Source organism: Nocardia sp. NPDC060255, from assembly GCF_042727395.1.
Classification (GTDB): domain Bacteria; phylum Actinomycetota; class Actinomycetes; order Mycobacteriales; family Mycobacteriaceae; genus Nocardia.
In genome coordinates, this window is the sequence record NZ_JBHXAU010000006.1 from 105,804 (window position 1) to 127,351 (window position 21,548).

At 65.8% G+C, this 21,548-nt stretch carries 18 protein-coding genes; 7 read left to right on the forward strand and 11 right to left on the reverse strand.

Annotated features, from left to right (window positions below):
• Positions 1–30: 30 nt before the first annotated feature.
• Both ACFWF1_RS14170 and ACFWF1_RS14175 read right to left on the reverse strand, forming a co-directional pair.
• On the reverse strand, positions 31–2,880 hold the full coding sequence (locus ACFWF1_RS14170) for a tetratricopeptide repeat protein (protein WP_379290203.1): 2,850 nt from the start codon (positions 2,878–2,880) through the stop codon (positions 31–33).
• Positions 2,881–2,991: 111 nt separating this feature from the next.
• The gene (locus ACFWF1_RS14175) at positions 2,992–4,389 is read right to left on the reverse strand and encodes a (2,3-dihydroxybenzoyl)adenylate synthase (RefSeq protein ID WP_379290204.1); all 1,398 of its coding nucleotides are present in this window, start codon (positions 4,387–4,389) and stop codon (positions 2,992–2,994) included.
• 294 nt (positions 4,390–4,683) lie between these two features.
• Between ACFWF1_RS14175 and ACFWF1_RS14180 the strand changes: the two genes are divergently transcribed.
• Complete coding sequence (locus tag ACFWF1_RS14180; RefSeq protein ID WP_379290206.1) at positions 4,684–5,394, forward strand: hypothetical protein; 711 nt, start codon at positions 4,684–4,686, stop codon at positions 5,392–5,394.
• 61 nt (positions 5,395–5,455) lie between these two features.
• On the opposite strand, the gene ACFWF1_RS14185 is transcribed toward ACFWF1_RS14180, so the two are convergent.
• Positions 5,456–5,806: a winged helix-turn-helix transcriptional regulator gene (locus ACFWF1_RS14185; protein ID WP_379290208.1), complete on the reverse strand. Its 351-nt coding sequence runs from the start codon at positions 5,804–5,806 to the stop codon at positions 5,456–5,458.
• An 89-nt stretch (positions 5,807–5,895) separates the two neighbouring features.
• On the opposite strand from ACFWF1_RS14185, the gene ACFWF1_RS14190 reads away from it, so the two are divergent.
• On the forward strand, positions 5,896–6,309 hold the full coding sequence (locus ACFWF1_RS14190; protein ID WP_379290210.1) for an ester cyclase: 414 nt from the start codon (positions 5,896–5,898) through the stop codon (positions 6,307–6,309).
• 78 nt (positions 6,310–6,387) lie between these two features.
• Here the strand turns inward: ACFWF1_RS14190 and ACFWF1_RS14195 are convergent, their stop codons facing one another.
• Positions 6,388–7,368 carry a LysR family transcriptional regulator gene (locus ACFWF1_RS14195; RefSeq protein WP_379290212.1) on the reverse strand — a complete coding sequence of 327 codons (981 nt, stop codon included), beginning with the start codon at positions 7,366–7,368 and terminating at the stop codon, positions 6,388–6,390.
• An 854-nt stretch (positions 7,369–8,222) separates the two neighbouring features.
• Between ACFWF1_RS14195 and ACFWF1_RS14200 the strand changes: the two genes are divergently transcribed.
• Positions 8,223–9,116: a hypothetical protein gene (locus ACFWF1_RS14200; RefSeq protein WP_379290214.1), complete on the forward strand. Its 894-nt coding sequence runs from the start codon at positions 8,223–8,225 to the stop codon at positions 9,114–9,116.
• 65 nt (positions 9,117–9,181) lie between these two features.
• Complete coding sequence (locus ACFWF1_RS14205) at positions 9,182–10,120, forward strand: CAP domain-containing protein (RefSeq protein ID WP_379290216.1); 939 nt, start codon at positions 9,182–9,184, stop codon at positions 10,118–10,120.
• Between the two features lie 216 nt (positions 10,121–10,336).
• On the opposite strand, the gene ACFWF1_RS14210 is transcribed toward ACFWF1_RS14205, so the two are convergent.
• The 3 genes from ACFWF1_RS14210 to ACFWF1_RS14220 form a co-directional block, all read right to left on the reverse strand.
• Complete coding sequence (locus ACFWF1_RS14210; RefSeq protein ID WP_379290218.1) at positions 10,337–11,296, reverse strand: lipase family alpha/beta hydrolase; 960 nt, start codon at positions 11,294–11,296, stop codon at positions 10,337–10,339.
• A 260-nt stretch (positions 11,297–11,556) separates the two neighbouring features.
• On the reverse strand, positions 11,557–12,714 hold the full coding sequence (locus ACFWF1_RS14215; RefSeq protein ID WP_379290219.1) for a GDSL-type esterase/lipase family protein: 1,158 nt from the start codon (positions 12,712–12,714) through the stop codon (positions 11,557–11,559).
• Between the two features lie 27 nt (positions 12,715–12,741).
• A complete protein-coding gene (locus ACFWF1_RS14220; protein WP_379290220.1) occupies positions 12,742–13,797 on the reverse strand; it encodes an amidohydrolase family protein in 1,056 nt (351 codons plus the stop codon).
• Positions 13,798–13,908: 111 nt separating this feature from the next.
• Between ACFWF1_RS14220 and ACFWF1_RS14225 the strand changes: the two genes are divergently transcribed.
• Entirely contained in the window at positions 13,909–14,478 is a 570-nt protein-coding gene (locus tag ACFWF1_RS14225; RefSeq protein WP_379290222.1) for a TetR/AcrR family transcriptional regulator, read from the forward strand.
• Positions 14,479–14,490: 12 nt separating this feature from the next.
• Here ACFWF1_RS14225 and ACFWF1_RS14230 read toward each other — a convergent pair whose 3' ends face one another.
• Positions 14,491–15,003 (reverse strand): DinB family protein, encoded by a 513-nt coding sequence (locus tag ACFWF1_RS14230; RefSeq protein ID WP_379290224.1) that lies wholly within the window; start codon positions 15,001–15,003, stop codon positions 14,491–14,493.
• Positions 15,004–15,700: 697 nt separating this feature from the next.
• On the opposite strand from ACFWF1_RS14230, the gene ACFWF1_RS14235 reads away from it, so the two are divergent.
• Entirely contained in the window at positions 15,701–16,861 is a 1,161-nt protein-coding gene (locus ACFWF1_RS14235; protein WP_379290263.1) for a lipase family protein, read from the forward strand.
• A gap of 79 nt (positions 16,862–16,940) precedes the next feature.
• On the opposite strand, the gene ACFWF1_RS14240 is transcribed toward ACFWF1_RS14235, so the two are convergent.
• The gene (locus ACFWF1_RS14240; RefSeq protein WP_379290226.1) at positions 16,941–17,654 is read right to left on the reverse strand and encodes a DsbA family oxidoreductase; all 714 of its coding nucleotides are present in this window, start codon (positions 17,652–17,654) and stop codon (positions 16,941–16,943) included.
• A gap of 147 nt (positions 17,655–17,801) precedes the next feature.
• Between ACFWF1_RS14240 and ACFWF1_RS14245 the strand changes: the two genes are divergently transcribed.
• Positions 17,802–18,800 (forward strand): diiron oxygenase, encoded by a 999-nt coding sequence (locus tag ACFWF1_RS14245; RefSeq protein ID WP_379290228.1) that lies wholly within the window; start codon positions 17,802–17,804, stop codon positions 18,798–18,800.
• Between the two features lie 18 nt (positions 18,801–18,818).
• On the opposite strand, the gene ACFWF1_RS14250 is transcribed toward ACFWF1_RS14245, so the two are convergent.
• On the reverse strand, positions 18,819–20,123 hold the full coding sequence (locus tag ACFWF1_RS14250) for a class I SAM-dependent methyltransferase (RefSeq protein ID WP_379290230.1): 1,305 nt from the start codon (positions 20,121–20,123) through the stop codon (positions 18,819–18,821).
• A gap of 200 nt (positions 20,124–20,323) precedes the next feature.
• Positions 20,324–21,538 carry a M20/M25/M40 family metallo-hydrolase gene (locus tag ACFWF1_RS14255; RefSeq protein WP_379290231.1) on the reverse strand — a complete coding sequence of 405 codons (1,215 nt, stop codon included), beginning with the start codon at positions 21,536–21,538 and terminating at the stop codon, positions 20,324–20,326.
• Between the last annotated feature and the right edge of the window lie 10 nt (positions 21,539–21,548).

A 21,548-nucleotide genomic window follows, 5' to 3' on the forward strand; every position in this document is an offset into this window, starting at 1 on the left:
GGCCGCCTTGTGCCGTACCGCAGACACCCCTCACACGCGGTGCGGTGGGGGTTCGAGCGTGGCGAGATATGTTGTCGCGGTATCGGTTTCGGCGGCGCCGAGGTGGCCGTAGAGGTCGATGGCGTGGCGCAGGTGGGTGACCGCGGTGGCGCTGTCGCCGAGGGCGGCGTGGCAGCGCGCGAGGCCTTCCGAGGCACGGGCCTGCTGGATTCGGCTGTCGGTATCGAGGGCTATGTTCAGTACGTTGGTGAACGTCGTTAACGCCTTGCCGGGACTGCCGGTCGCCAGCAGGACCTTCGCGGTGTCGTTCAGCGCGTCGGCTTCGCCTATGCGATAACCGATCTCGCGGTACAAGGCCAGGGCTTGCCTGGAGAAGTCGGCGCCCTTCGCGTGTTTCCCGGTTTCCCGGCACACGGCACCCAGGTTGGCGAGTGCTTCGGCCTCGCCGATGCGGTAACCGACCTCGCGGAACATGGTCAGGGCTTGGCGGGAGAGATCGGCAGCCTGCTCGTAGTCCCGAGTCGCCTGGTAGACGGTGGCAAGGTTGTTGAGGTTGATGGCTTCGCCGAGGCGGTAGCCCATGTCCTGAAACATGGCCAACGCCTGCTGGATCAGGTCGGCGGCCTGCCGATAGTCGCCGGTATCCCGGCGCACCAGGCCGAGGTTGCCGATCCAGCGGGCTTCGCTTCTGCGATGGCCGATCTTCTGGAACGCAGTCGTGGCGCGCACAAACAAGTCGGCGGCCTGCTCGAAGTCCCCGGTTTCGCGGCGCACGCTGCCGAGGAAGCCGAGGGCGTCGGCGGTACCGAGGGGAGAGTCGGTGTCCTGGAACAGGATCACGGCCTGCTGGATCAGGTCCGCGGCTTGCCGATAGTCCCCGTTGTCCCGGAGTACGCCGCCGAGTCTCGTCAATGCGCCGGCCTCACCGACGGGGTAGCCGGCCGCCTGATACAGGGTGCGCGCTTGTCGGAGCAAGTCGGCGGCCTGCCCGTTGTCACCGGCGTATCGGTAGAAGCCGCCCAGGTTGGCCAGGGTGTCGGCTTCGCCGAGGGGGTAGCCGGTTTCCCGGTACCAGGCGCGTGCCTGCCAGAGCAGGTCGATGGCTCGGTCGTAGTTTCCGGTCTGCCACTGCAGGACGCCGAGGTTGGTGAGGGCGTTGGCCTGGCCGAGGTGGTTGCCGAGACGGTCCGCGGCCGTGGCGGCGCGCTGGTGCAGCCGCAGGGCTGCGGGCCATGGTCCTTCGCGTTCCAGCAATTCCGCCAGCGCCTCGGTCAGCTCGACCATTCGCGCCGGATCGTGGTCGGTGGTGTATTCGACGCAGGCGAGCAGGTTGGTTCGTTCGGTACGCATCCAGGCCAGCGCGTGCACCGCGTCGTCGAATTCCCGCACCAGGGCATCGGTCCTGGCGGCGGTGTGGTTGCCGTTGGCGGGGCGCTGTTTTCGCGTCAGCCAGCGGTCCGCCGCCGCGGCGGTGCGCTGGTAATAGTCCAGCAGCCGCGGTAGCGCGCCGGCTCCGTCGCTGAACGACGCCGCGGCGAGGGCGCGCGTGTATTCGCGTACCAGGTCGTGCAGGCAGAATCTACCGAGCGTGGTCTCTTGGATGAGGTTGTCGGTGTAGAGCGCGTCGAGTTCAGTGCGTGCCGCGGTGAGCGGTATGTCGTTGAGTGCGGCCACTGCATAGGCGTCGAAGTCGGTGCCGGGGTGTAGGCCCAGCGTGCGGAACAGTTGTTGTCTGTCGAGTGGCAGATTGTCGTAGGAGGCGGTGAACGCGGCGCGGACCGCGCGTTGTCCGGCGTCGAGTTCGCCGAGTCGGTCTTGGGCGGTGCGGAATTCTTCGGCGAGGCCGGTGAGTGTCCAGGCGGGGTGGTGGGCGAGCCGGCCGGCGAGCAGCACGATCGCAAGTGGTAGGTGTCCGCATAATCGGACGATCTCGGCGACTGCCTCGATGTCGTCGCGGTGTGGGTCTCGTTGTGCGAGTTGGCAGAACAGGTCGATGGCGCTGTCGGGGTCGAGGGTGTCCAGTGGCAGTGGGAGGGCGCTGTCGAGGGCGATGAGTCGGCGGCGGCTGGTGATCAGCGTGAGACATTCGGGGCCGGTGGGTAGCAGGGGTTCGATCTGGTTGTGGTCGCGGGCATCGTCGAGTATCAGCAGTACCCGCTTGCTGGAGATGCGGTCGCGCCATAGGTCACGTCGTGCGTCGAGGGAGTCCGGGATGTGGCTCGGTGCGATGCCGAGCCCGGTGAGCAGGGTGGCCAGCACCCCGGTGGGATCCGCGGGCGTTTGTCCTGGGGTGTGCGAATTCAATTCGATGAAGAATCTGCCGTCGGGGAACCGGTCCGAGAGCAGATGTGCCGCGCGGGTGACCAGCGCGGTTTTCCCGACGCCTGGCATGCCGTCGATGGTGTGGATGGACACCACCCGCCCCGGTCCGGCGGCATCCAGGATTCGCTGCACTTCGCGGTCGCGGCCGACGAGCGTGGGGATATCGCGTCGCAGAGAGGTCAGCACCGTGGGGCGCACGGGTTGAGTGCTTGCCGCTTTCCATAAACGTCGCCACCCCGACCGGTTCGACAAGACCGACGGAACCGGACCAGGTGTTTGCCTGGCCAACGCGATCAACGTGACCAGTACCGGATCCAACGATTCGAAACGAGACGGCACATTGCGTCCGCTGCGCCAATCGCTGATGCGCTGCATAGATGAGCGCTGGTTCTGTGCCGGTGTGCGCGCGCCCTTCATCCGTTCCTCGGTCGCCGCCGCCACCCGCTGCAGCGTCGGATTACCTGCGGCCTCCCAGAGTTCCGCAAACCTGGCCGCGAACAGCGCCCGCGGCGAAGCGTCTTCGCCGCGGCCTGCGTTCTGACCGGTTTCGCTCGTCATGACGTGCACGTCAACAGACGATACGTGCACGTCAACAGGCGATAAGGGCATGATCCGATGATCGTGGATCCTAGCCCGCTCAGCTTTACGCGAGACAGCGCCTGAGCCTGACTACGTGACGATGGCAGTTCGGGTTGCGGCCGCTTCCAGCAGATGCGCCTCGATCGCCTCGATCGAGATCTTCTCGCCATCCCGATCGCCGCGCCTGCCCTTGACCACCAGGTTGCCGTCCGCGCGCAGGTTGACGACCTCGCCGGTGCGGTACCAGCCGTCCTCGGTGAACGACGACGCGTTGGCCTCGGGATTGCGGTAATACCCGCGAATTGTGTACGGCCCCTTGGTGATCAGCAGGCCGTCGGTGCCGGGCGGGACATGGTGGCCCGCCTCGTCGACCACTGCGACCTGATCGTGCGCGGACATCGGCCGACCCTGGGTGGCCGGCACCACCTCCGCCGGATCGTCGAGCCGGGTCCGGCAGACCAGGCCCTCGGCCAGGCCGAACACCTGCTGCAGGGTTGCACCGAGGGCGGAACGGATACGGCGGGCCAACTCGTCAGGGCAGGTGGCGCCGCCGAGGAGCAGCACGCGCAGGCTCGAAAGGTCGTACTTGGTACTGGCTTCCGCGCGTTCGACCCAGCGCTTGGCCAGTGGCGGCTCCAGTGCAGTGATGGTGACGGAGAACCGCTCGATCGCGCTGAACGCGGTGGTAGGGGAGGGATCGATGGCCAGCGCCACCGTGCCGCCCGCGAACAGCGCGCCCAGAATGCCCGGCGAGCCCATCGCGAAGTTGTGTGCCACCGGCAGAGCCGCGAGGTAGACGCTGGTGTTGTCGAGTTCGCACAGTTCGGCACTGCGGCGCACGCTGTAGAGGTAGTCGTCGTGCGTGCGCGGGATGAGTCTCGGGATGCTGTCGTCGGACAGCTGCAGGAACGCGATGTCGGAGGCGTCTACCTGCGGTAATTCCCGTGGTGCGGCACGCAACTCGTCGAGGGCGCGGGTGCCGCCGGGGAGCGCGGCGCCCGGCTGGTCCGGAACGATGATGAGGTGCCGCAGCGCCGGGGCGTGCTCCCGCAGGATCGCGCCGAGCGTGGCGTGGTTGAACCGCTGGTGGTGATGGCGGGCGACGATCGCCACCGCGCCGCTGACCTGCGCGATCGGCTCCAGCTCGGACCGCCGGTGGGTGGGCAGGCAGAGGACCGGTAGCGCGCCCGCGTAGCAGAGTCCGAAGATCACCTCGACGAATTCGGCGATGTTGGGCAGCTGCACCAGCACCCGATCGCCCGGCCGCACGCCGAGCTCGAGGAACCCGGTGGCCAGCGATCTGGCGCGCGTCTCCAATTCCGCGTAGGTCCAACTATGTCGGTCGTCTACCACGGCAATCGCGTCCGGCGTCGCCGTGGCGCGGGCGCTGAGCAGCTGGCCCAAGGTCTCGCCGGTCCAGTACCCCAACGCTCGATATTTCTCGACTTCTGTTGCGGGCCAAGGGGTTAGGTCGGGTTGAGACGGCACTGTCGAGCTCCTTCTTACCGAAACGGCCCCGATTTACTTCTATCGAGAATTAAGGTTAGGCTAAGTACATGTCTAGGGGGAGTAAAGGCGTTCGGGGTGTGAGATAGCGCCGAGTGGACTCGGCTCGGCTGCTCGCCGATCGGCGGCGAATCGCGTAAACCGTTGTCTGCCAAGGTGTCCGGGGCGAGAAGCGCGTCCGGAACTAGCCGCCGGGGCAAAAACGTACCGCTTGACAGGATTAGGTGTGGCTACCCTAAGCTGCCCTCATCCCGACCACACCTAAGAAGGATCTGAATGTTGATGAGGAACTTTGCCGCGACGGCCACGCTGCTGATCGCCGCGCTCGGCGTCGCGGCAGGCACGGTCAACGCGGCCCCGGCCGCCGAGACCGAGGCCCCGATCAATTTCACGGCCGAGTCCACCGACTCGCAGTCCATCGTCTCCATCGACTCGGGCTCCATCGTCGCCGAGGACGGCACACTGAAGATCAAGGCCGCCAACGGAAATGTCGTCGCGGGCACCCCGCTGCAGTTCCGGCTCGATGACTTCACCTTCCCCATCGTCGCGGACATCGCGGGCCACACCGCGACGCTGACCCCGCAGCTCGACATGAGCAAGGCCGTCTACACCCCGGTCGCCCTGCCCTTCGAGGACAAGGCGCCATGGAAGTCCGAGTACGACCGTGAGCAGGCCGCCTGGTCCCGGATGACCGGCACGATCGGCCTCGGTGCCAGCATCGCGACCCTGGTCGGCGGCATCGGCGGCGCGGCCGTCGGTTGCGTCCTCGGCGGCATCGTCGGCGCCGTCGCCGCGTCGGCCACCATCATCGGCATGTTCGGCCCGTTCATCCCCGCCGCAGCAGTCGGCTGCCTCGGCGGCATCATCGCCATCGGCGCCCTAGGCACCGTCGCAGGCCAGATCCTCATCACCGCCCCCGTCGCCATCGGCGCGGCAATCCAGTACTTCACCACAATCAACCAGCCGTTTAACCCGCCGGCCAAGTAATACCGTTTCGATATAGCAATCAGGCCCCGCTTTCGGCGGGGCCTGACCTATTTGTACGGTTTCATACTGGCGTTGGAGTGGGCGAGTTCGCTTGGGGGAGGTCGTGTTCGGCCCAGTGGGCCATGCTGGCGAGGACCGACTCGAGGCGTTGGCCGGCGGGGGTCAGTTGATATTCGACCCGTGGCGGGACCTCGGCGTAGGCGGTTCGGGTGACCAGGCCGGTGAGTTCGAATCGCTGCAGTCGTGCGGTCAGGGTTTTGGGGCTGATGCCGGGGAGTGCGGTGCGCAGTGCGGTGAAGCGTTTGGGGCCGTCGAGTAGTTCGCGCACGATCAGGGTTGCCCATGGGCCGTCGAGGACGACGAGGAACCGCGCGATCGGGCATTCCGGTAGCGGGTGAGGCAGCTCACTCATCATTTCTCCATTAGTTCCCTTGAGGTAACTGATTCCTTAAAGGAACTATAGGCGTGTACCAGCTACGACGCCAACCAAGGGAGAAAGACATGACCACGACCATCAGCCAGGCTCTCGCGGTCGCCACGCGCAACTACCTGCTGTACGACACCGGAGATGTCGCCGGCGTCGACGAGGTGTTCGCGCCCGACCTGATCGATCACAACCCGGTTCCCGGTGCGACATCGGGGATCGACGGCATGCGCCTGCTGATCGGCGAGGTGCGTGCTGGGTTCACCGATACGCGGCACGAGATCGTGTTTCAAGAGGAACTGCCGGGTGGCTGGGTGGTGAACCATTGGCGGATGACGGCCGTGCACACCGGCGAGGCTTTCGGCTTGCCCGCGAACGGGCGTCCGGTGTCGTTCACCGGAACCGACATCGTCCGGGTGGTCGACGGTCGGATCACCGAGATCTATCACGTCGAAGAACTGCTGCAGATGCAAATGCAGATGGCCGCGTAGCTGCCCGAGTCGCCGGTAAGCGCCGCTATCGCGCGGCGCTTACCGGGCGTTTCCTGAATTCACCTGCCGCAGCAGGGATCAACTGGGCAATGGTCCAACTGGCACCGGTGTGCGTTGCGCCACTTCGGATTCCGGTCGCCGGACCTCCAGCAGGCCGGCGGCCCCGAACTTTCGGACCAGCTCCGAGTCGCTGATGACCTCGAGGAATTTCTCCACGTGCAGCGACTTGTCGCGCGCGTGCACCGTCAATTCCCGGCGAATCGGACGCGACAGCCGAATGATGGACAGCAGCCTGGCCGATCCGTGCAGTGCCATCTTCGGCACCAGCGCGACACCGACGCCGTGCTCCACCAGGCTCAGCGCGGTGGTCACGTCGGGGGCGCGGACGGCGAATCGGACATGCACGCCCGCTCGGCCCGCCTCGCGCGAAACGGTATCGGTGAGATCGGAATTCGCGCCGCAGCGGATCCACGGCGCCTCGACCAGCTGTTTCCACGATCCGTCGAAGCTGTTGCGCTGGCTGGGATGGCAGACGACGACGAGTTCTTCCTCGCCGAAGCAATGCACCACCCGCGAGCTGGACTGTTCCAGCGGTCCGACGGCGACATCGAGGGTGCCCTCTTCCAGCGTCGCGTTGAGCTCGCGGATGTCGGTGAACGCCCTGACCTCGATGCTGTCGATATTTCGTTCGTGCCGCATCCGATAGATGAGCGGCGGCAACAGCTTCTGCGCGATGGTCGGCGTGGTGCCGACCGTCATCACGCCGTCACCGAACGTCTGCCCCATGGCCATCGCCTGCCGAGCGGACTCGACGACATCCGAAGCCTGGGTGAAGAACTCGCGGCCGAACTTGGTGAGTCTCGACCTGCGCGAGCGCGGATCGAACACCTTCCGGCCGAGCGAGGTCTCCAGCGCGTCGATCTGTTGCGACATCGCGGACGGCGTTATTCCGAACCGCCTGGCGGCGGCCGAGAGTGAGCCGAGTTGTACCGCGTTCACAAAGTAATCGAACTGGCGGAGCGTGATCGTATTGGAAGTTAGCAAGGGATAATCAGACATCGGCAACCTTTGTATCGAGCCGTCGGCTCATCTGCAGCACCTTCGGTCCATCACTGAAAATTAAGTGAGCATTCCGTCACCGAGTCCTGGCACCTGCCGGTCGGCGTGGACCGGCAAACACATCACATTCTTTCGTTAACTGTGCGTTCATCCGCGAATTGTGGCGAGAGTCTGAAGGACTGCCTTCGGGGTGTTACGCGGGATTGTGTGCAAGCAGTATCTACTGCGTTGATCGTTACGTCAAACGTTACGCCGAGCTAAACCTTACTGTTGCCCAGATCACCTTGTAACTTCAACTGAATAACTCGCCGAGGCCCCGACCTGGGGATCGGCATTGGAGAACGGTCACTCGCGAAGTGAGGGCGCATGACCTTCCTTCGGGGTCGCAGGATGGGCGTCACGCAACCATTTTGACCACAAATGGCCTTGCCGAGGTGCCGATTCAAGGGAAATCTGACATGACTTTAGCTGCCCTAACAACAGGGTGTCGACACCATTCGCGACCTGTGATATCGGTATTCTCATCGATTCGGTGTGTGCGGTCGAACTGAACCGTTCATGTCCGTGCTGTGATGCTGTGGTGATCTGCTGGGGTAGTGCGTGTGATCTGGCTGTGATTAGTTGTCCAGACGACAGTTAATCGCATCTTGATTCGATGTAAGAATGTCCGTTCTGCTTGTTCGTCACACCGCCGAGTTCTACGCTTCCAGATGGAAGCCGGCAGCTCGAATTGCCGCGTACTTGACCGCAGAGCGGCGGTCGAACGGCTCCCGACCGGCAAGTTCGAACCAGGTCGTACCAAGCGGTGGGCTGTCGGCTTCGCCAGCGATCGGTCATTTCGAAGGAAGGCACTCATGGGCAAGCACAGCGCGCCGCGAAATAACGTCGTCCCCGCCCGATTGGCGATGCTCTCGACGGCGACGCTGATCGGCCTGGCGGTCTCGGCCAACGGTGCTGCGGGGCAAGCCATCGCCGATGACACGAACTCCACCACCACCTCGGGTGACGGCGTGTGGGTCGCGCCGCCGAAGCCGGTGCTCACGGCTGCGCCCGCCACCTACCAACAGCAGAGTCGTCCGGAACGCATCGCGCCCGTCGCGACCAGGCGGCCTGCGCATCGCGCTGATCGACCGGCTGCTCGGCCGGACGGAAATGCGAAGCCGGGCATGGGCGCTCAGCCCGGCGGCGCGGCCAAGCCCGGCACCGGGGCACCGCTGGCCGCCGTCGTCGACGCGCTCGCCAGCGGCAGCGCGGCGTTGCCCGCGCCGCTGCGCGCCGTGCTGGAGGACCTGGTCAAACAGGTCGGTCCGGTACTGGCGAAAGGCTTGATCGAGCTGATCGCCAACGGCAACCCGCCGAGCCCGAAGGCTCGGCACGCGGCACCCGCGCCTGCCGCGCCTGCCGCGAGTGTGGCCGACGACGAGGGCGACGCCGACAGCGGTGCCGCTGACGACGCTGGCTTCGACGCCGCGGACGATGCGACCGACTCCGGCGCTGCCGACGACACCGCGAACTTCGGTGCCGCCGGTGATGATTCCGGTGCTGCCGACGATGACACGGCCGACTTCGGTGACGACGACTCCGAAGCCACCGACGACGACACCGCCAACTTCGGTGCCGCCGGCGACGTCGCCAACTACGGTGCCGCCGGCGACCCCGCCGACAGTGCCGACACCGTAGACCCCGGCGTTCCCGGCGACGACGCTGTCTGGCTCCCGCTCTCGCTCGGCCCGAGTACCGCGGGCTGAGCTGTATTTGGTTTCTATAAGTTCGACAACTCTCGAAGGAAATAGTGCGTTTCTCTCCCGCTACAATGCTGTCCTTTTCCACCGCAGTCGGCATCTCGGCTTTTGCCCTCTGCACCGTCGCCGGGGCCCCAGCGGCCCTCGCGGCGCCGCAATCCCAGTCTGCCGCCGATGAGGTGGTCAGCCTCACCAACAATGAACGCGCCAAGGCGGGCTGTGCACCGCTGAAAGCGGAAAGCCATCTTACCCAAGCCGCGCAAGGCCATTCGGAGGATATGGCCGCCGGCGGCTTCATGGATCACAACTCTTCGAAGGGCGATCCGGGCGACCGGATCAGCGCCGCGGGCTATCACGCGCAGACCTGGGCGGAGAATATCGCCGCCGGTCAGCGCAGTGCGTCCGAGGTGGTCAACTCGTGGATGAACAGCGCGGGCCACCGCGCGAACATCCTGAACTGCGGGCTCAAGGACATCGGTGTCGGCTACGCCAAGGCGGGCAACGGCACGGCCTACTGGACGCAGGACTTCGGCACCTCCAATAGGTCGGGCGACGAGAAGCCCGCCGAGCCCGGTAAGCCCGGCAAGCCGACGGATGGCGGCGACAATAAGCCGGGCAAGCCCGGCGACGGCGGCGATAAGCCCGGCAAGCCCGGTGGCGACAATAAGCCCGGCAAGCCCGGCGGCGGTTCGCCGTGGGATCCGTGGAACCCGTGGGGCGATGGCTCGGACAATGGCGGCGATCCGTGGGGCGACGGCGATTCGGACAACGGCGACAATTCGCCGTGGGATCCGTGGGGCGATGGCAACAATGGCGGCGACTCCTCGGATCCGTGGGGTGGCTGGAATCCGTGGGATAACGCCAAGCCGGGCAACGGCGACACGGCGTGGGACCCGTGGAGCAATGGCTTCGACAAGCCTTCGAGCAACGGCGGCGATTCGCCGTGGGGCGCGTGGGGTCAGGAATTCGACGACCTGCTCGGGCAACTCGCGGGCAAGGGTGGCTGGTAAGTCGCCTCACTAGCGGTGCCGCCGGACTCAACGACGCGTCCGGCGGTGCCTTTTTGTCCGCCGACCGTGGCCAGCGGTCGGCGGATTTGTTGTGTCTGTGGTGACTTTCGTCAGTTGTGCTGATCGACTCTCGCATCGAGCACAAAGCCTGCCGCACCAAGAGATTTGGTACGGCGGGCGATGAGTTATGTTGTCGTGGTAGGTGGTTCGACCAAGTCAGCTGTTCGGCGGGGTGCTCGTGCAGGTGGGATGCGCGGTGTCGCTCGGATCCAGTGCGTTGAGCACGAGCTGGGCCACTACCTTGTCGTAGGGCATCAGCAGGTGGTCGGTGAGATCGCCTGGGCAATAATCCTGGACGACATGGTTGGTGACGCTCGGACTCTGCACGATCCCACTGGTGTATGGCACCACGAACTCGTCGTGACTGGTGACGATGTTGGTGTAGGTGACGCCGGGAACTGTCGGACCGCTGGCGCCGAGCTTGCGCAGGAAGTCCGAGCCGGTCTGAAACTGTAAGCAGGCCGAGCAGATCGGGTCGACGACCGCCCCCAGCGCGGGCGTCAACTTCAATCTGGCGGCCAGCGCGGTGAACAGGGCCGCGAACCCGAGCGAGTTGGTGCCGTTCCAGCCCGGACCGATCGAGATGAAACGATCGATCTTGTTCGCACCACCGAGGAACTTGGCGTAATAATCGGTGACCAGGCTGCCTTCCGAATGCGCGACGATATCGACGCTGTGCGCACCGGTCGCCGCCCGCACCTTGATGATGAAGTCGCGCAACTGCTGCGCGCTCTGCTCGATCGGCAACAGTCCGCCGAGCGCGCCGAGCGGTGCGGGCATGCCGGGGAGTGAACCGTAGGTCAGGGCGTACACGCAGTACCCGTTGTTCGCCAGCAACGGCGCGAGCGCACCCCAGTCCAGCCGCACCGTCTCCGGCCCGCCGTGTACCAGCACGATCGGATTCGGGTGTGCCTCAGTGGGTTTGCACGTCCAGTCGTTGGTGCCGATCGGCGGCGCGCCAGGATTGTCCGCCTCGGCGTCCACCGCATCGTTGAACAGGTAGGAGACGGGGAGCTGAGATCGCGAGTCGCCCGGCACACCCGCAGCGGAGGGTGCGGCCATGGCTCCAGCGACAATCGCGGCAACGGCCATCCAGACAACAGGCTTGCGGCGCATAACTGGACCCCTTTCTGCGAATTAGTCCAGACCCACTATCTGTCCGCGAAGTGACCACGACAACACACCTCGGTTGACATCCTGTTGTCTTTGTCACCGCCGCACAACAAATATCACCGCAACTTAATTCGCTTAAGCGGCACAACATATTTGAGCACTTCGAGGGTCAGTATGCCCGAACGCACGGTCCGCTCCGCCCGGGCTCGTTGGCAATGCTGTCGACCGGACAGCATTGCCAACGAGGAACCTGCAGCGGGTGCTCAGGCGTTGAACAGGCCCGCTTCGCCGAAGGCCAAGTCGGCGAAGCGTTCTCCGATGCGGCGGTGGGTGGCGGGGTCGGGGTGGAGTTGGTCAGGCAGCGGCAATTCGACGAAATCCTTTTCGCCGTAGAGCGAACGGCCGTCGAGGTAGTGCAGGTTGGCATCATCGGCGGCGCGCTGTTTGGTGATGCGGGCCAGTTCGTCGCGGATGATGTTGAGGGTGAGTCGTCCGGCCGCGCGCTCGGCCGGATCGCCGGTGGCGCGGAAAGTCACTCTGGTGCCGTCGAATTCGAGGGCGGCGGGGCCGGGGGTGTCCTCGTGGATCGGGCAGAGAATGGGGGAGACGACGAGTAGCGGTGTGGTGGGGTGTCCTTCCCTGATGGTGTCGAGGAAGCCGTGCACGGCGGGGCCGAAGGCGCGTAGCCGCAGCACGTCGGCGTTGACGATGTTGATGCCGATCTTGAGGCTGATCAGATCCGCCGGGGTGTCGCGGATGGTGCGTGCGACGAACGGATCGAGCAGGCTGTTGCCGCGCAGACTGAGGTTCGTCAGCTGCACACCGCCGCGCGCGGCGGCCACCGCGGGCCAGGTTGCCGTCGGAACGTCGGCGTTGGCGCCGTGGCTGATCGAACTGCCATGGTGCACCCACGATTTGCGGCCACGATCCGGCGTCACCTCGACCGGCGCGTCGGTGCGCAGGACGACGAGTTCGGTGATTTCGGTGTGTGGCAGCCAGATCTCGATGTCCTTCGGCTCGGCCGACAGGTCGGCGAATCGGACGGTGCCGACCCCGCCCTGCTCGGTGACCCTGGACTGGGTGGCCATGTCTACGACGTGCCTGGTGCCGCCTGGCATGCTGGCCCGGCCCGCCGGCCTGCCGTCGACGAGCAGTTCGTACACGCCGTCCGGCGGCTGCGGTGCGCCCTGGTAGACGGTCCGCGTCGGCAGCACGTCCAGCTCGATGGCGGTCGCGCTGGTCCGGAAGGACAGCCGGACGCCGGTGGGCTGGGCTTCGACCATCGCCAGATACTCGTCCGGGAACTGCTTGCGCGCCCATGCGGGAAGGCGGTGCGGCAGTATGCCATTCGCGGTGCGCTCGAGGTCGAGTGCGCCACGCAGGATGGCGGAGTCGATCGGGGTGGTGATCCAGTTGGTCATGACGTCTTCCTTAAAAGTTCACAAAATTCACAGGCGATATGTTCGGCGGGCGGTTTCCGAAAACATCGAGGCCAGTTCGGTTTTCGACGCACCGGTGGCGAGCCGCTTGAAGGTGTTCCACAGCGTCGCGTATCGAGTTCCCATTTTGTCCACCGGGAAGTTGCTCTCGAACATGCATCGCTGCGGTCCGAACGCGTCGATGCACGTGTCGAACCATGGAAACCACAGGGCGGCAAGCTCTTCCGAGGTCGGCGGAGTCGGTGCGGTCCGATAGTCGAAGGCGGCGGCGGTGGCGACAATGCCACCGAGCTTGCAGACGACGTTCGGCCGCTCGGCGACCGCACGGATGCCACGGGCCCAGGTCGCGAAGTGCTCGGCCCGGTCGGTGGCGTACGGCCCGAAGCCGAGTGGCGCACCGCAGTGGTTGAGCACCAGCCGTAGCTCGGGAATCGCGTCGGCCAACTCGGCGGCGTCGGCGAGCTGCGGGGACAGGATCCACAGGTCGAGCGTCAGGTCGCGCTCGGCGACGACCCGCGCGCACTCCCGGATGCCGGGTTCGGCGAGCATGTGCGGACGATTGCCGGGATGGCCGAGCTTGATCTCCTCGCTCGCATCCCAGCTCGCGCCGAACCTGAGGCCTCGGAAACGACCCTGACCGGCGGCGATGTGGTGCTCGATGACGTTGTCGACGATATCGGCGCCGAGCCCGAAGTCCGCTCGCCCGATAATTCCGGCGGCCACCTTGGTCGGGCCACCGGCCTCATCGCCGATCGCAGCCAGCTTCGCGACGAACTCCGTCTCGCCGACCGGCCGCAGTTCCGTCGGCCCGTCGGTGCGGTAGGCCGACATCGCCTCGGCATACACCGTCGCGATCACGTTGTGCCCACTGCCGGTGTCCGCCGCGAATTCCGCTAGGAGATAACGGAATCCAGGGTGGTACCAGAGGTGATGGTGCGGATCGATGATCGGCAGCTCGGGCAGCAGGATCTGCTCCGGCGCCTGACCCGCCAGCCAGCTCTCGTCGGGCGGAAAGATCCGGCCGAACTCGGTCGGGCGCGCGGCATGGGAAACCGATGCGTTCATGGTGGGGTCTCCCCTTAGTCGTACCTACTGGCTCATTGAACAAGTACGTACGCTAAACTACCTAGAGATATTAGGCAAATGAGTTAGCGGTGTAGGCAATGAGGAGGCGGCATGGCACGCGCGAGGATGACTGACGAGAGCTTGATCCAGGCGGCGGCAGAGCTGGCCGACGAGGTCGGCTTCGACAACGTGACCGTCTCGGCACTGGCCCGCAAGCTCGGTGTCAAGGACGCGAGCCTGTACTCACGCCTGGAGAACGCCCGTGACCTGCGGGTGAAGGTGGCGGTCCTGGCCCTGGCCGAACTCGCCGACAAAGTCGCGGACGCACTGGCGGGCCGCGCGGGCAAGGACGCACTCGTCGCCTTCGCCAACGCCTACCGCGACTACGCGAAGAAGCACCCGGGCCGCTACGCCGCAACACAACTCGACCTCGACCCGGCGACCGCCGCCACGAGCGCGGCGATGCGGCACGCGGAGATGACCCGCGCGATCCTGCGCGGCTACGACCTGCCCGAGCCCGACCAGACCGACGCGATCCGCCTGCTACACGGCACCTTCTACGGATACGTGACGCTGGAGACAACCGGCCGCTACGACAGCCACCCGCGCAAAGCGGAGGACTCCTGGTCCAGGGCGCTGGACGCCCTGGACGCTGTCCTCAAAAACTGGCCACCGGCCTGATCGGGGGCGGGTTTACCTGCGGCGCAGCAGAACTCCGCGAATGAAGGCGGCCTGGCCGGAGTGCTGGATGTCGTCGTCGACGACGCTGATCAGCCGGACCGCGAGGGTGACGGGCGGATTCCAGCGGGTGTCGACGACGCGGGGGAGGTCGGCGTCGGTGAGGCCGGAGACGTATTTGATCGTCTGCGCGTGTACCGCGTCGTAGTAGCCGAGGAGTAGGTCCGCCGATACCGCGCCGAGTTGGGCCACCTCGTCCGGGGTGTCGCCGTAGCCGATCGCGGTGTCGTCGAACGGCAGGCCGAAGCGCTCGGCCCAGCCCGCCGCCGTCCATACCTGGTCGATGTCCGCGACGTCGGCGACGTGGTCGTCCTGCACTCGGGTCAGATGCCAGATCAGCCAGGCGATGGAGTTGGCGCCCGGATCCAGCTGGACGGCCAGTTCGTCGGTAGTCAGGTCGGCCACGGCGCCGTGCACGTTCTCCTGCACCCGGCCGAAGGCGTCGATCAACAAGTCAGCGCTGGTCATGTTCGGGTCCAATCGTGCGGTTGGTGTTGATTATTCCCGCTTCGGGTGGCGTGCCACACCGGGGTGTGGGGTCGGCTATCAGTCAGTGATGAGGCTCGTTCAGCGTGTTGGTGACCCACGCGCAGTGAATTTCGCCGGAGCGCCTCGTTAGAGCAACATGAATTCTTTGTATCCGTACTTACTCGGATAGACCGCCGCTGCCCTCGCCATTACGCTGACCGCACAACAGCAACGGGACAGCCAACTCGGGAGTACGCCACGGTCGGATAATTACCGATAATCCCAGGAAAATCTCTTAAGGAAAACTACAGACGATTCAAGTCGGTCTAAACAGTGCCGATGAATCCTTTCTCGCCGTGGTCGTGGGTAGTCGTTACGAAGACGAAAACCCCTGGCCAGCAAGCTTGTTGCGTGTTCAGGCAACCAGCTGAGCATGCGTTTTAAGCGCAACTTTAATTCGTATAAAGACCGGCATGTAATCTGCGACACTTTCGCACCGGCACGCCCACGACAAGTGGCGGGTCGATGACTATTGTCGTTTCGCGCACGTGAAATGCAGTTCACCGGATCACCTGAAATTCTCGCGATGCAGTGGAGGTATAGCCCAGTGGGTAGACGACTTTTTCGGTTGGCAACCGGTGGCACCAAACCGAGATCGATCCTCGCGGCGGTCGGCGCGCTGACGATCAGTGCGGTCATGGTCACCTCGGGCGCGGCTACCGCAAACGCCCAGCCGATCTGGCCGAACCCGGACCCGGACCCGTTCTACGCCGCGCCCGCCGACATCGGCAGCAAGGCCAACGGTGACGTGCTGGCCAGCCGCCCGATGCCGCCGCTGTTCTACTTCCCCAATGCCTCGGTCACCCTGATCAAGTTCCGCTCGACCAACTCGCAGGGCAAGCCGATCGCGGCGACCACCACGGTGCTGACGCCGAACGGCCACCGCGCGGACGCGCCGCTGCTGTCGTTCCAGCACATCATCAACGGGCTCGGCACCCAGTGCGCGATCTCGCACGGGCTCTACGCCAACGACACGAACTTCATCGTCCCGTTCGCGCCGGCGCTGAACGTCGCGCTGCTGCGCGGCTGGTCCGTCGCCCTGCCCGATCACCTCGGCCCGAACAGTGCTTACGGCGCAGCGAAATTGGGCGGCCAGATCACCCTCGACGGTGTCCGGGCCGCGCAGCGGCTGTCGCAGCTCGCCCTCGGGAAGAGCCCGGTGGCGTTGGCCGGTTACTCCGGTGGCGGCATGGCGACCGCTTGGGCCGCCGCGCTGGCGCCGAAGTACGCGCCGGAGCTGAACATCGTCGGCGCCGCCGAGGGCGGTGTCCCGATGAACCTGCAGACGATGGGCTGGGCCATCGGGCACAACCAGCACCCGGCGTTCGGCCTCGGCTTCGCCGCCGTACTCGGCCTGGAGCGGGAATACCCGGACCGGCTGCCGATCACCGATGCCTTGAGCGAGCGCGGACTCGCCGCGGCCAGGGAGATCGCCAACAGCTGCACCAATGACCTGATCGCGCGCGGTGTCGGGCACAGCTTCGACGATTACGCGAAAGACAATGTGATGGCGCATGATCCGAAGGCCTGGGCGGTGGCGGACGAGAACAGCGTCGAGCTCTACGGCGGTGTGCCCGACGCGCCGATCTTCGAATGGCATTCCCCGCAGGACAACCTGATCCCGCTGGACGCCATCGCGAACACCGTCAACCGTTACTGCCGTGCGGGCGTGCGGGTGGAATCCGAACTCTTCCCCTCGCCCGACCATCTGACCACCGCTGTCATCGGCTTCCCCTCGATGCTGAACTGGCTCGACGGCCGATACAGCGGCAAGCCTGCGCCGAGTAACTGCGCCTAGTCAGACATCTGCCCCTGACCGGTAGTCAGCGCTACCGGTCAGGGGCATTGTGCTGTCATCGATGTGCTTGTCCGGCAGGTCAATCGCGTGCTGGCAGTTCGCATCCGTCCGGACCGCACGCGTCCGCGCCGCCGATCGTCTGGATAACGGGCACGCGCTCGCCCCACGCTTGATCGAGGGCCTGGGCGAACACCGCAACCGGCTGCGCGCCGGACACACCGTACTTGCGGTCGATCACGAAAAACGGAACGCCGGTAGCCCCGAGCTGCGCCGCTTCCTTTTCATCCGCCCGCACTGCGTCGGCATAGGCCTCCGGATCGGCGAGCACCGCCCGCACACCCGACTCGTCGAGTCCCGCTTCGACCGCGAGCCGAACCAGCCGCTCATGATCGCCGAACAGCGACTCCTCCTCGGCGAAGTTCCCGCGGTAGAGCGCGTCCAGCAGCTCCTCCTGCCGACCCTGCGCCAGCGCGAAGTGCAGCAGCCGATGCATATCGAACGAGCTCCCGTAGTCCCGCCCCTCGGTCACATACGGCAGCCCGATCTCCGCAGCCTGCGCCCCGATGCCCCGCTCGTTCGCCGCGGCCTGCGCCTCGCTGATCCCATACTTCTGCGCGATCTTCGTGATCACCGGCCCCGACTCGTCGGCGGCAAGGGTCGGATCCAACTCGAACGACCGATGCACCACCTCGACCTCGCCCGCATGCGCGAACCCGGCCAACGCCTGCCCGAACCGCTCCTTCCCCAGGTAGCAGAACGGACAGTTGATATCGGTCCAAATCTCGACCCGCACGTCATCCCTCAAATCTCGTCTCGACCCCCGCAAAAGCAACACCCGAGCTACCTGATCTGTTCCACGTCGAGGTCTGGATATGAGTGAGACAGGGTGTTACTGTAAACGTGTGTCACATTAACCTCGACTGGATATGAGGTAGACGTCATGGCTACAAAGTCGGCAATGGCGCCGTCTGGGACCGCGGCGCGGAGCGCGTATGCGGGGATCCTGACGACGCTCTCCGAAGGGTCGGTGAACAAGCACTTCGATCCGTATACCGAGATCGATTGGGATGCGCCGGAGTGGGCGGTGGTGCCGAACGACCCGCGGTGGATTCTGCCTGCGGACAGTGATCCGCTCGGCGCGCATCCCTGGTATCTGGCGCTGCCGGAGGCGCGCAAGATCGAGATCGGGATGTGGCGGCAGGCCAACGTCGCGAAGGTGGGACTGCAGTTCGAAGAGGTGCTGATCGGCGGCGTGATGAACTATCTGTTCGCCGTGGTGCCCAACGGATCCGGCGAATTCCGGTACCTCAATCACGAGGTCGCCGAGGAGATCAACCACACCCTGATGTTCCAGGAGATGGTGAACCGGATCGGCGCGGACGTGCCGGGCATGAGCCGGTTCATGAAGGTGGCCGGACCGCTGGTGCCGCTGCTCGGCCGGTTCTTCCCGACCACCTTCTTCGTCGCCGTGCTCGCGGGCGAGGAGCCGATCGACCATGTGCAGAAGTCGGTGCTGCGCGCGGGGGAGAACGTGCACCCGATCATGCGCGACGTAATGCGAATCCACATCGCCGAGGAGGCGCGCCACATCGCCTTCGCGCACGAGTACCTGCGCCACCGGGTGCCGAAACTCGGTCGCGTGCAACGCGGCACGCTGTCGCTGGCCTACCCGATCATCATGTTCATCGCCTGCGACCTGATCGTGAAGCCGCCGCGTTCGCTGTTCCGCGAGTTCGACATTCCGCTGCGCATTCGCCGGGAGTTGTTCTGGCGCAGCGCCGAAGCGCGCGCCCGTCGCCGCGACTTCTTCGGCGAGGCCCGGATGCTCGCGTCCGATATCGGACTGATGAACCCGGCCGCGAAGCTGACGTGGCGGTTGCTGCGGATCAACGGCGGCAAGTCCCGCTATCGCGGCGAACCGGTGCGCGCCCGCTCCTGAACTCGCGGCGCCCGGCGCTCACATCCATGCGCGCCGGGTTCCGGGCATTCCGGTGTGCCCCTGCGGATCCGGTACTACGCCGAGTACCTGGTGCAGCCCGAGCCCACCGTCCTCGAAACCCAGCGCCGAGGCCGCCATGTACAGCCGCCAGATCCGCGCTCGTCCCTCGCTGGCGAGCGAAACCGCTTGATCCCAGGCACTTTCCAGATTGGCGACCCATGCGCGCAGCGTCAGCGCGTAGTGCTCGCGCAACGCCTCGACATCGCGCACCTCGAACCCGGCCCGCTGCATCGCCAATGCGACCTCGCCGACATCGACCAGCTCGCCGTCCGGAAAGACGTAGCGGCCGACGAACGAGCGACTGCCCATCACGGACCCGCCCGCGGAGGAGATCGCGTGGTTGAGTAGTCGTCCCTCGGGCCGGAGCAACGCACGTAGGGTCTCGAAGTACGCCGCCGCCCGCTTGGTGCCGACATGCTCGAACATGCCGATCGAGGAGATCGCGTCGAACTGCTCGCCGCGCAGATCGCGATAGTCGGTCAGCCGGATCTCGACGGTCTCGGACAGTCCCGCGTCGGCGACCCGCTTGCGGGCCAGCTCGACCTGCGCATTGCTGATCGTCACGCCGACCACCTGCACGCCGTAGGTCGCGGCGGCGTGTATCGCCATCGATCCCCAGCCGCACCCGACATCGAGCAGCCGCATCCCCGGCCGCAGGTCGAGCTTGCGGCAGATCAGATCGTGCTTGGCCCGCTGCGCATCCACCAGGGACACACTGCCGTTCGCGCCGACCTGCCCGTCGTCGCTGTCCGCGACGAACCGCGCACACGAGTACGTCATGCTCTCGCCGAGCACCAGCCGATAGAAGTCGTTCCCGACGTCGTAGTGATGACTGATCGCGGCTGCGTCCCGCCGTTTGGTGTGCAGCGGCCCGCGCTGGGGCCGCGCCTCTTCCGGCGGTAACTCCGGACGGCGCTTGAGCGCGCCGAGCTGCTTGGCCGCACCGATGGCCTGCCACGCCGCCGGGAGGCCGAGTTTGGCATCACCGGGCGCCGTCGAGGCCAGCGATCGCAGGATCGTGAAGATGTCCCCGTCCAGGTCGACCAGACCGGACACGAACGCCCGCCCGATGCCGAGTTCGCCTGGCGCCCAGACCATGTGGCTCAGCGCGTCCTTGGAGTTGATCCGGATCGTCCCCGCGCTCGCGCCCTCGGGTTCGATCGAGCTGCCGTCCCAGAACTCGAACCGCACCGACGGATGCGCCCCGAGCGCGGCCCGTGCCAAAGGTTCGAACACCGCCGCGACCGTCGTCTTGTTACCCATGAGTCCACTATGGCCCTACCCGCCCACCGACCAGGTCAACGACTGGCGGAAATTCCGAGTCGCGGGTGGGCATTCCGGGAACGAGCGCACGGGAGGCCGGCCTGTGGTCGCGGCGAGCTCGGCGAAACCGCCGGCGATGAACAAGGCGCGCTACCGTCCAGGTGTCGGCTCTCGGCAGAAAAGGGCCGATCGATGCGGTGTCACTGCAACAGTTCCCGCGCGTAGAGGGCATAAACGACTGCGGCCGAACGCATCTCATGCTCGTCGACGTACTCGTGCGGCCCATGTGAGACATCGAGCCGTCCGGCGCCATAGGCGAAGGCGGGGATGTCGAGTTGGGCGTACCAGCGGGTGTCCAGGATGCCCGCGCACATCTCGAAGGATGGTTGCGCGCCTGTCACGTGCGAGATGCATTGGGCGAGAGACTGTCCGGCGGGATGGTGCTGATCGGTGCTCGCCGAGGGCTGGAATTGGGTCAGCTCCACCGTCACCTCGGCGCCGATGGCGTCGGCGGCGTTCTCGATGATCGTGGTCAGGTTCTTCAGTTCGACCTCGAGGTCTTCCTCGGGATTGAACCGGCTGTCGATGGTGAACCAGGTGGTGCCGGGGACCACATTGAAGTTCGACCCACCGCCGGACAGCCCGCCGACGACGACCATCGACCCGCGTGCGTCCTTGCCGTCCATCGCGAACGCGGTGTGCCGGTCCAGCATTGTGCGGACGTACTTCTCCAGCGGCACCGCGATCCGCGCCATGTGCTGGAACGAGTTGATGCCGAAGTTCGCCTGCCCGACGTGCGCCTCACGCCCGTGCACGGTGACGCGCAGACTGACCGCCCCGCGCGCGGCGTGCCAGATCTTGCCCGCGCTCGGCTCCGCGGTGACCATGGCAACCGCCGCCGGATCGATCAGACCGTGCTGCCGCAGAAAGCCCGACCCCGCGACGCTGCCGGTCTCCTCGTCGCACACCAGGTGGATCACGATCTTGCCGTCGCCGAGCAGCCCGAGTTCCTTCGCCGCCGCGGCGCCGTACAGCATGCTGACGATCCCGCCCTTCATGTCGGCGGCGCCACGCCCGATGATCTTGCCGTCGGCCCGCCGGGCGGCGAACTGCCCGCGATCCTGCACCGGCACGACATCGAAATGTCCATGGAAATACAGGGTTTTCGCGCCGTCACCGACCGTCGCGCGGACGATGCACGGATCCTCCTGCGCGTCCACCGCGGGCACCCCGATGATCTCGCCGTCGAGACCGAGCCCGGCCATGGCCGCGCTCAACGCACGCGCGCAATCACGCAGCCCGCGACCGGGCGGATTCTCCGTCTCGTGCGCGACCAGCGCGGTCAGCAGGTCGGCCATCTCATCGGCGCGGGGTTCGAGCCAGGCTCGCACCCGGGTGGAGCAATCGATCGTCACGAATCCGAGT

Excerpts from the sequence above, each read along its gene's own strand:
- ACFWF1_RS14205 (WP_379290216.1), top strand. The coding sequence starts at position 9,182 with ATGCTGTCCTTTTCCACCGCAGTCGGCATCTCGGCTTTTGCCCTCTGC.
- ACFWF1_RS14230 (WP_379290224.1), bottom strand. The coding sequence starts at position 15,003 with ATGACCAGCGCTGACTTGTTGATCGACGCCTTCGGCCGGGTGCAGGAG.
- ACFWF1_RS14210 (WP_379290218.1), bottom strand. The coding sequence starts at position 11,296 with ATGCGCCGCAAGCCTGTTGTCTGGATGGCCGTTGCCGCGATTGTCGCT.
- ACFWF1_RS14220 (WP_379290220.1), bottom strand. The coding sequence starts at position 13,797 with ATGAACGCATCGGTTTCCCATGCCGCGCGCCCGACCGAGTTCGGCCGG.
- ACFWF1_RS14180 (WP_379290206.1), top strand. The coding sequence starts at position 4,684 with ATGTTGATGAGGAACTTTGCCGCGACGGCCACGCTGCTGATCGCCGCG.
- ACFWF1_RS14200 (WP_379290214.1), top strand. The coding sequence starts at position 8,223 with ATGGGCAAGCACAGCGCGCCGCGAAATAACGTCGTCCCCGCCCGATTG.
- ACFWF1_RS14170 (WP_379290203.1), bottom strand. The coding sequence starts at position 2,880 with ATGACGAGCGAAACCGGTCAGAACGCAGGCCGCGGCGAAGACGCTTCG.
- ACFWF1_RS14225 (WP_379290222.1), top strand. The coding sequence starts at position 13,909 with ATGGCACGCGCGAGGATGACTGACGAGAGCTTGATCCAGGCGGCGGCA.
- ACFWF1_RS14215 (WP_379290219.1), bottom strand. The coding sequence starts at position 12,714 with ATGACCAACTGGATCACCACCCCGATCGACTCCGCCATCCTGCGTGGC.
- ACFWF1_RS14250 (WP_379290230.1), bottom strand. The coding sequence starts at position 20,123 with ATGGGTAACAAGACGACGGTCGCGGCGGTGTTCGAACCTTTGGCACGG.
- ACFWF1_RS14245 (WP_379290228.1), top strand. The coding sequence starts at position 17,802 with ATGGCTACAAAGTCGGCAATGGCGCCGTCTGGGACCGCGGCGCGGAGC.
- ACFWF1_RS14185 (WP_379290208.1), bottom strand. The coding sequence starts at position 5,806 with ATGAGTGAGCTGCCTCACCCGCTACCGGAATGCCCGATCGCGCGGTTC.
- ACFWF1_RS14190 (WP_379290210.1), top strand. The coding sequence starts at position 5,896 with ATGACCACGACCATCAGCCAGGCTCTCGCGGTCGCCACGCGCAACTAC.
- ACFWF1_RS14235 (WP_379290263.1), top strand. The coding sequence starts at position 15,701 with ATGGTCACCTCGGGCGCGGCTACCGCAAACGCCCAGCCGATCTGGCCG.
- ACFWF1_RS14195 (WP_379290212.1), bottom strand. The coding sequence starts at position 7,368 with ATGTCTGATTATCCCTTGCTAACTTCCAATACGATCACGCTCCGCCAG.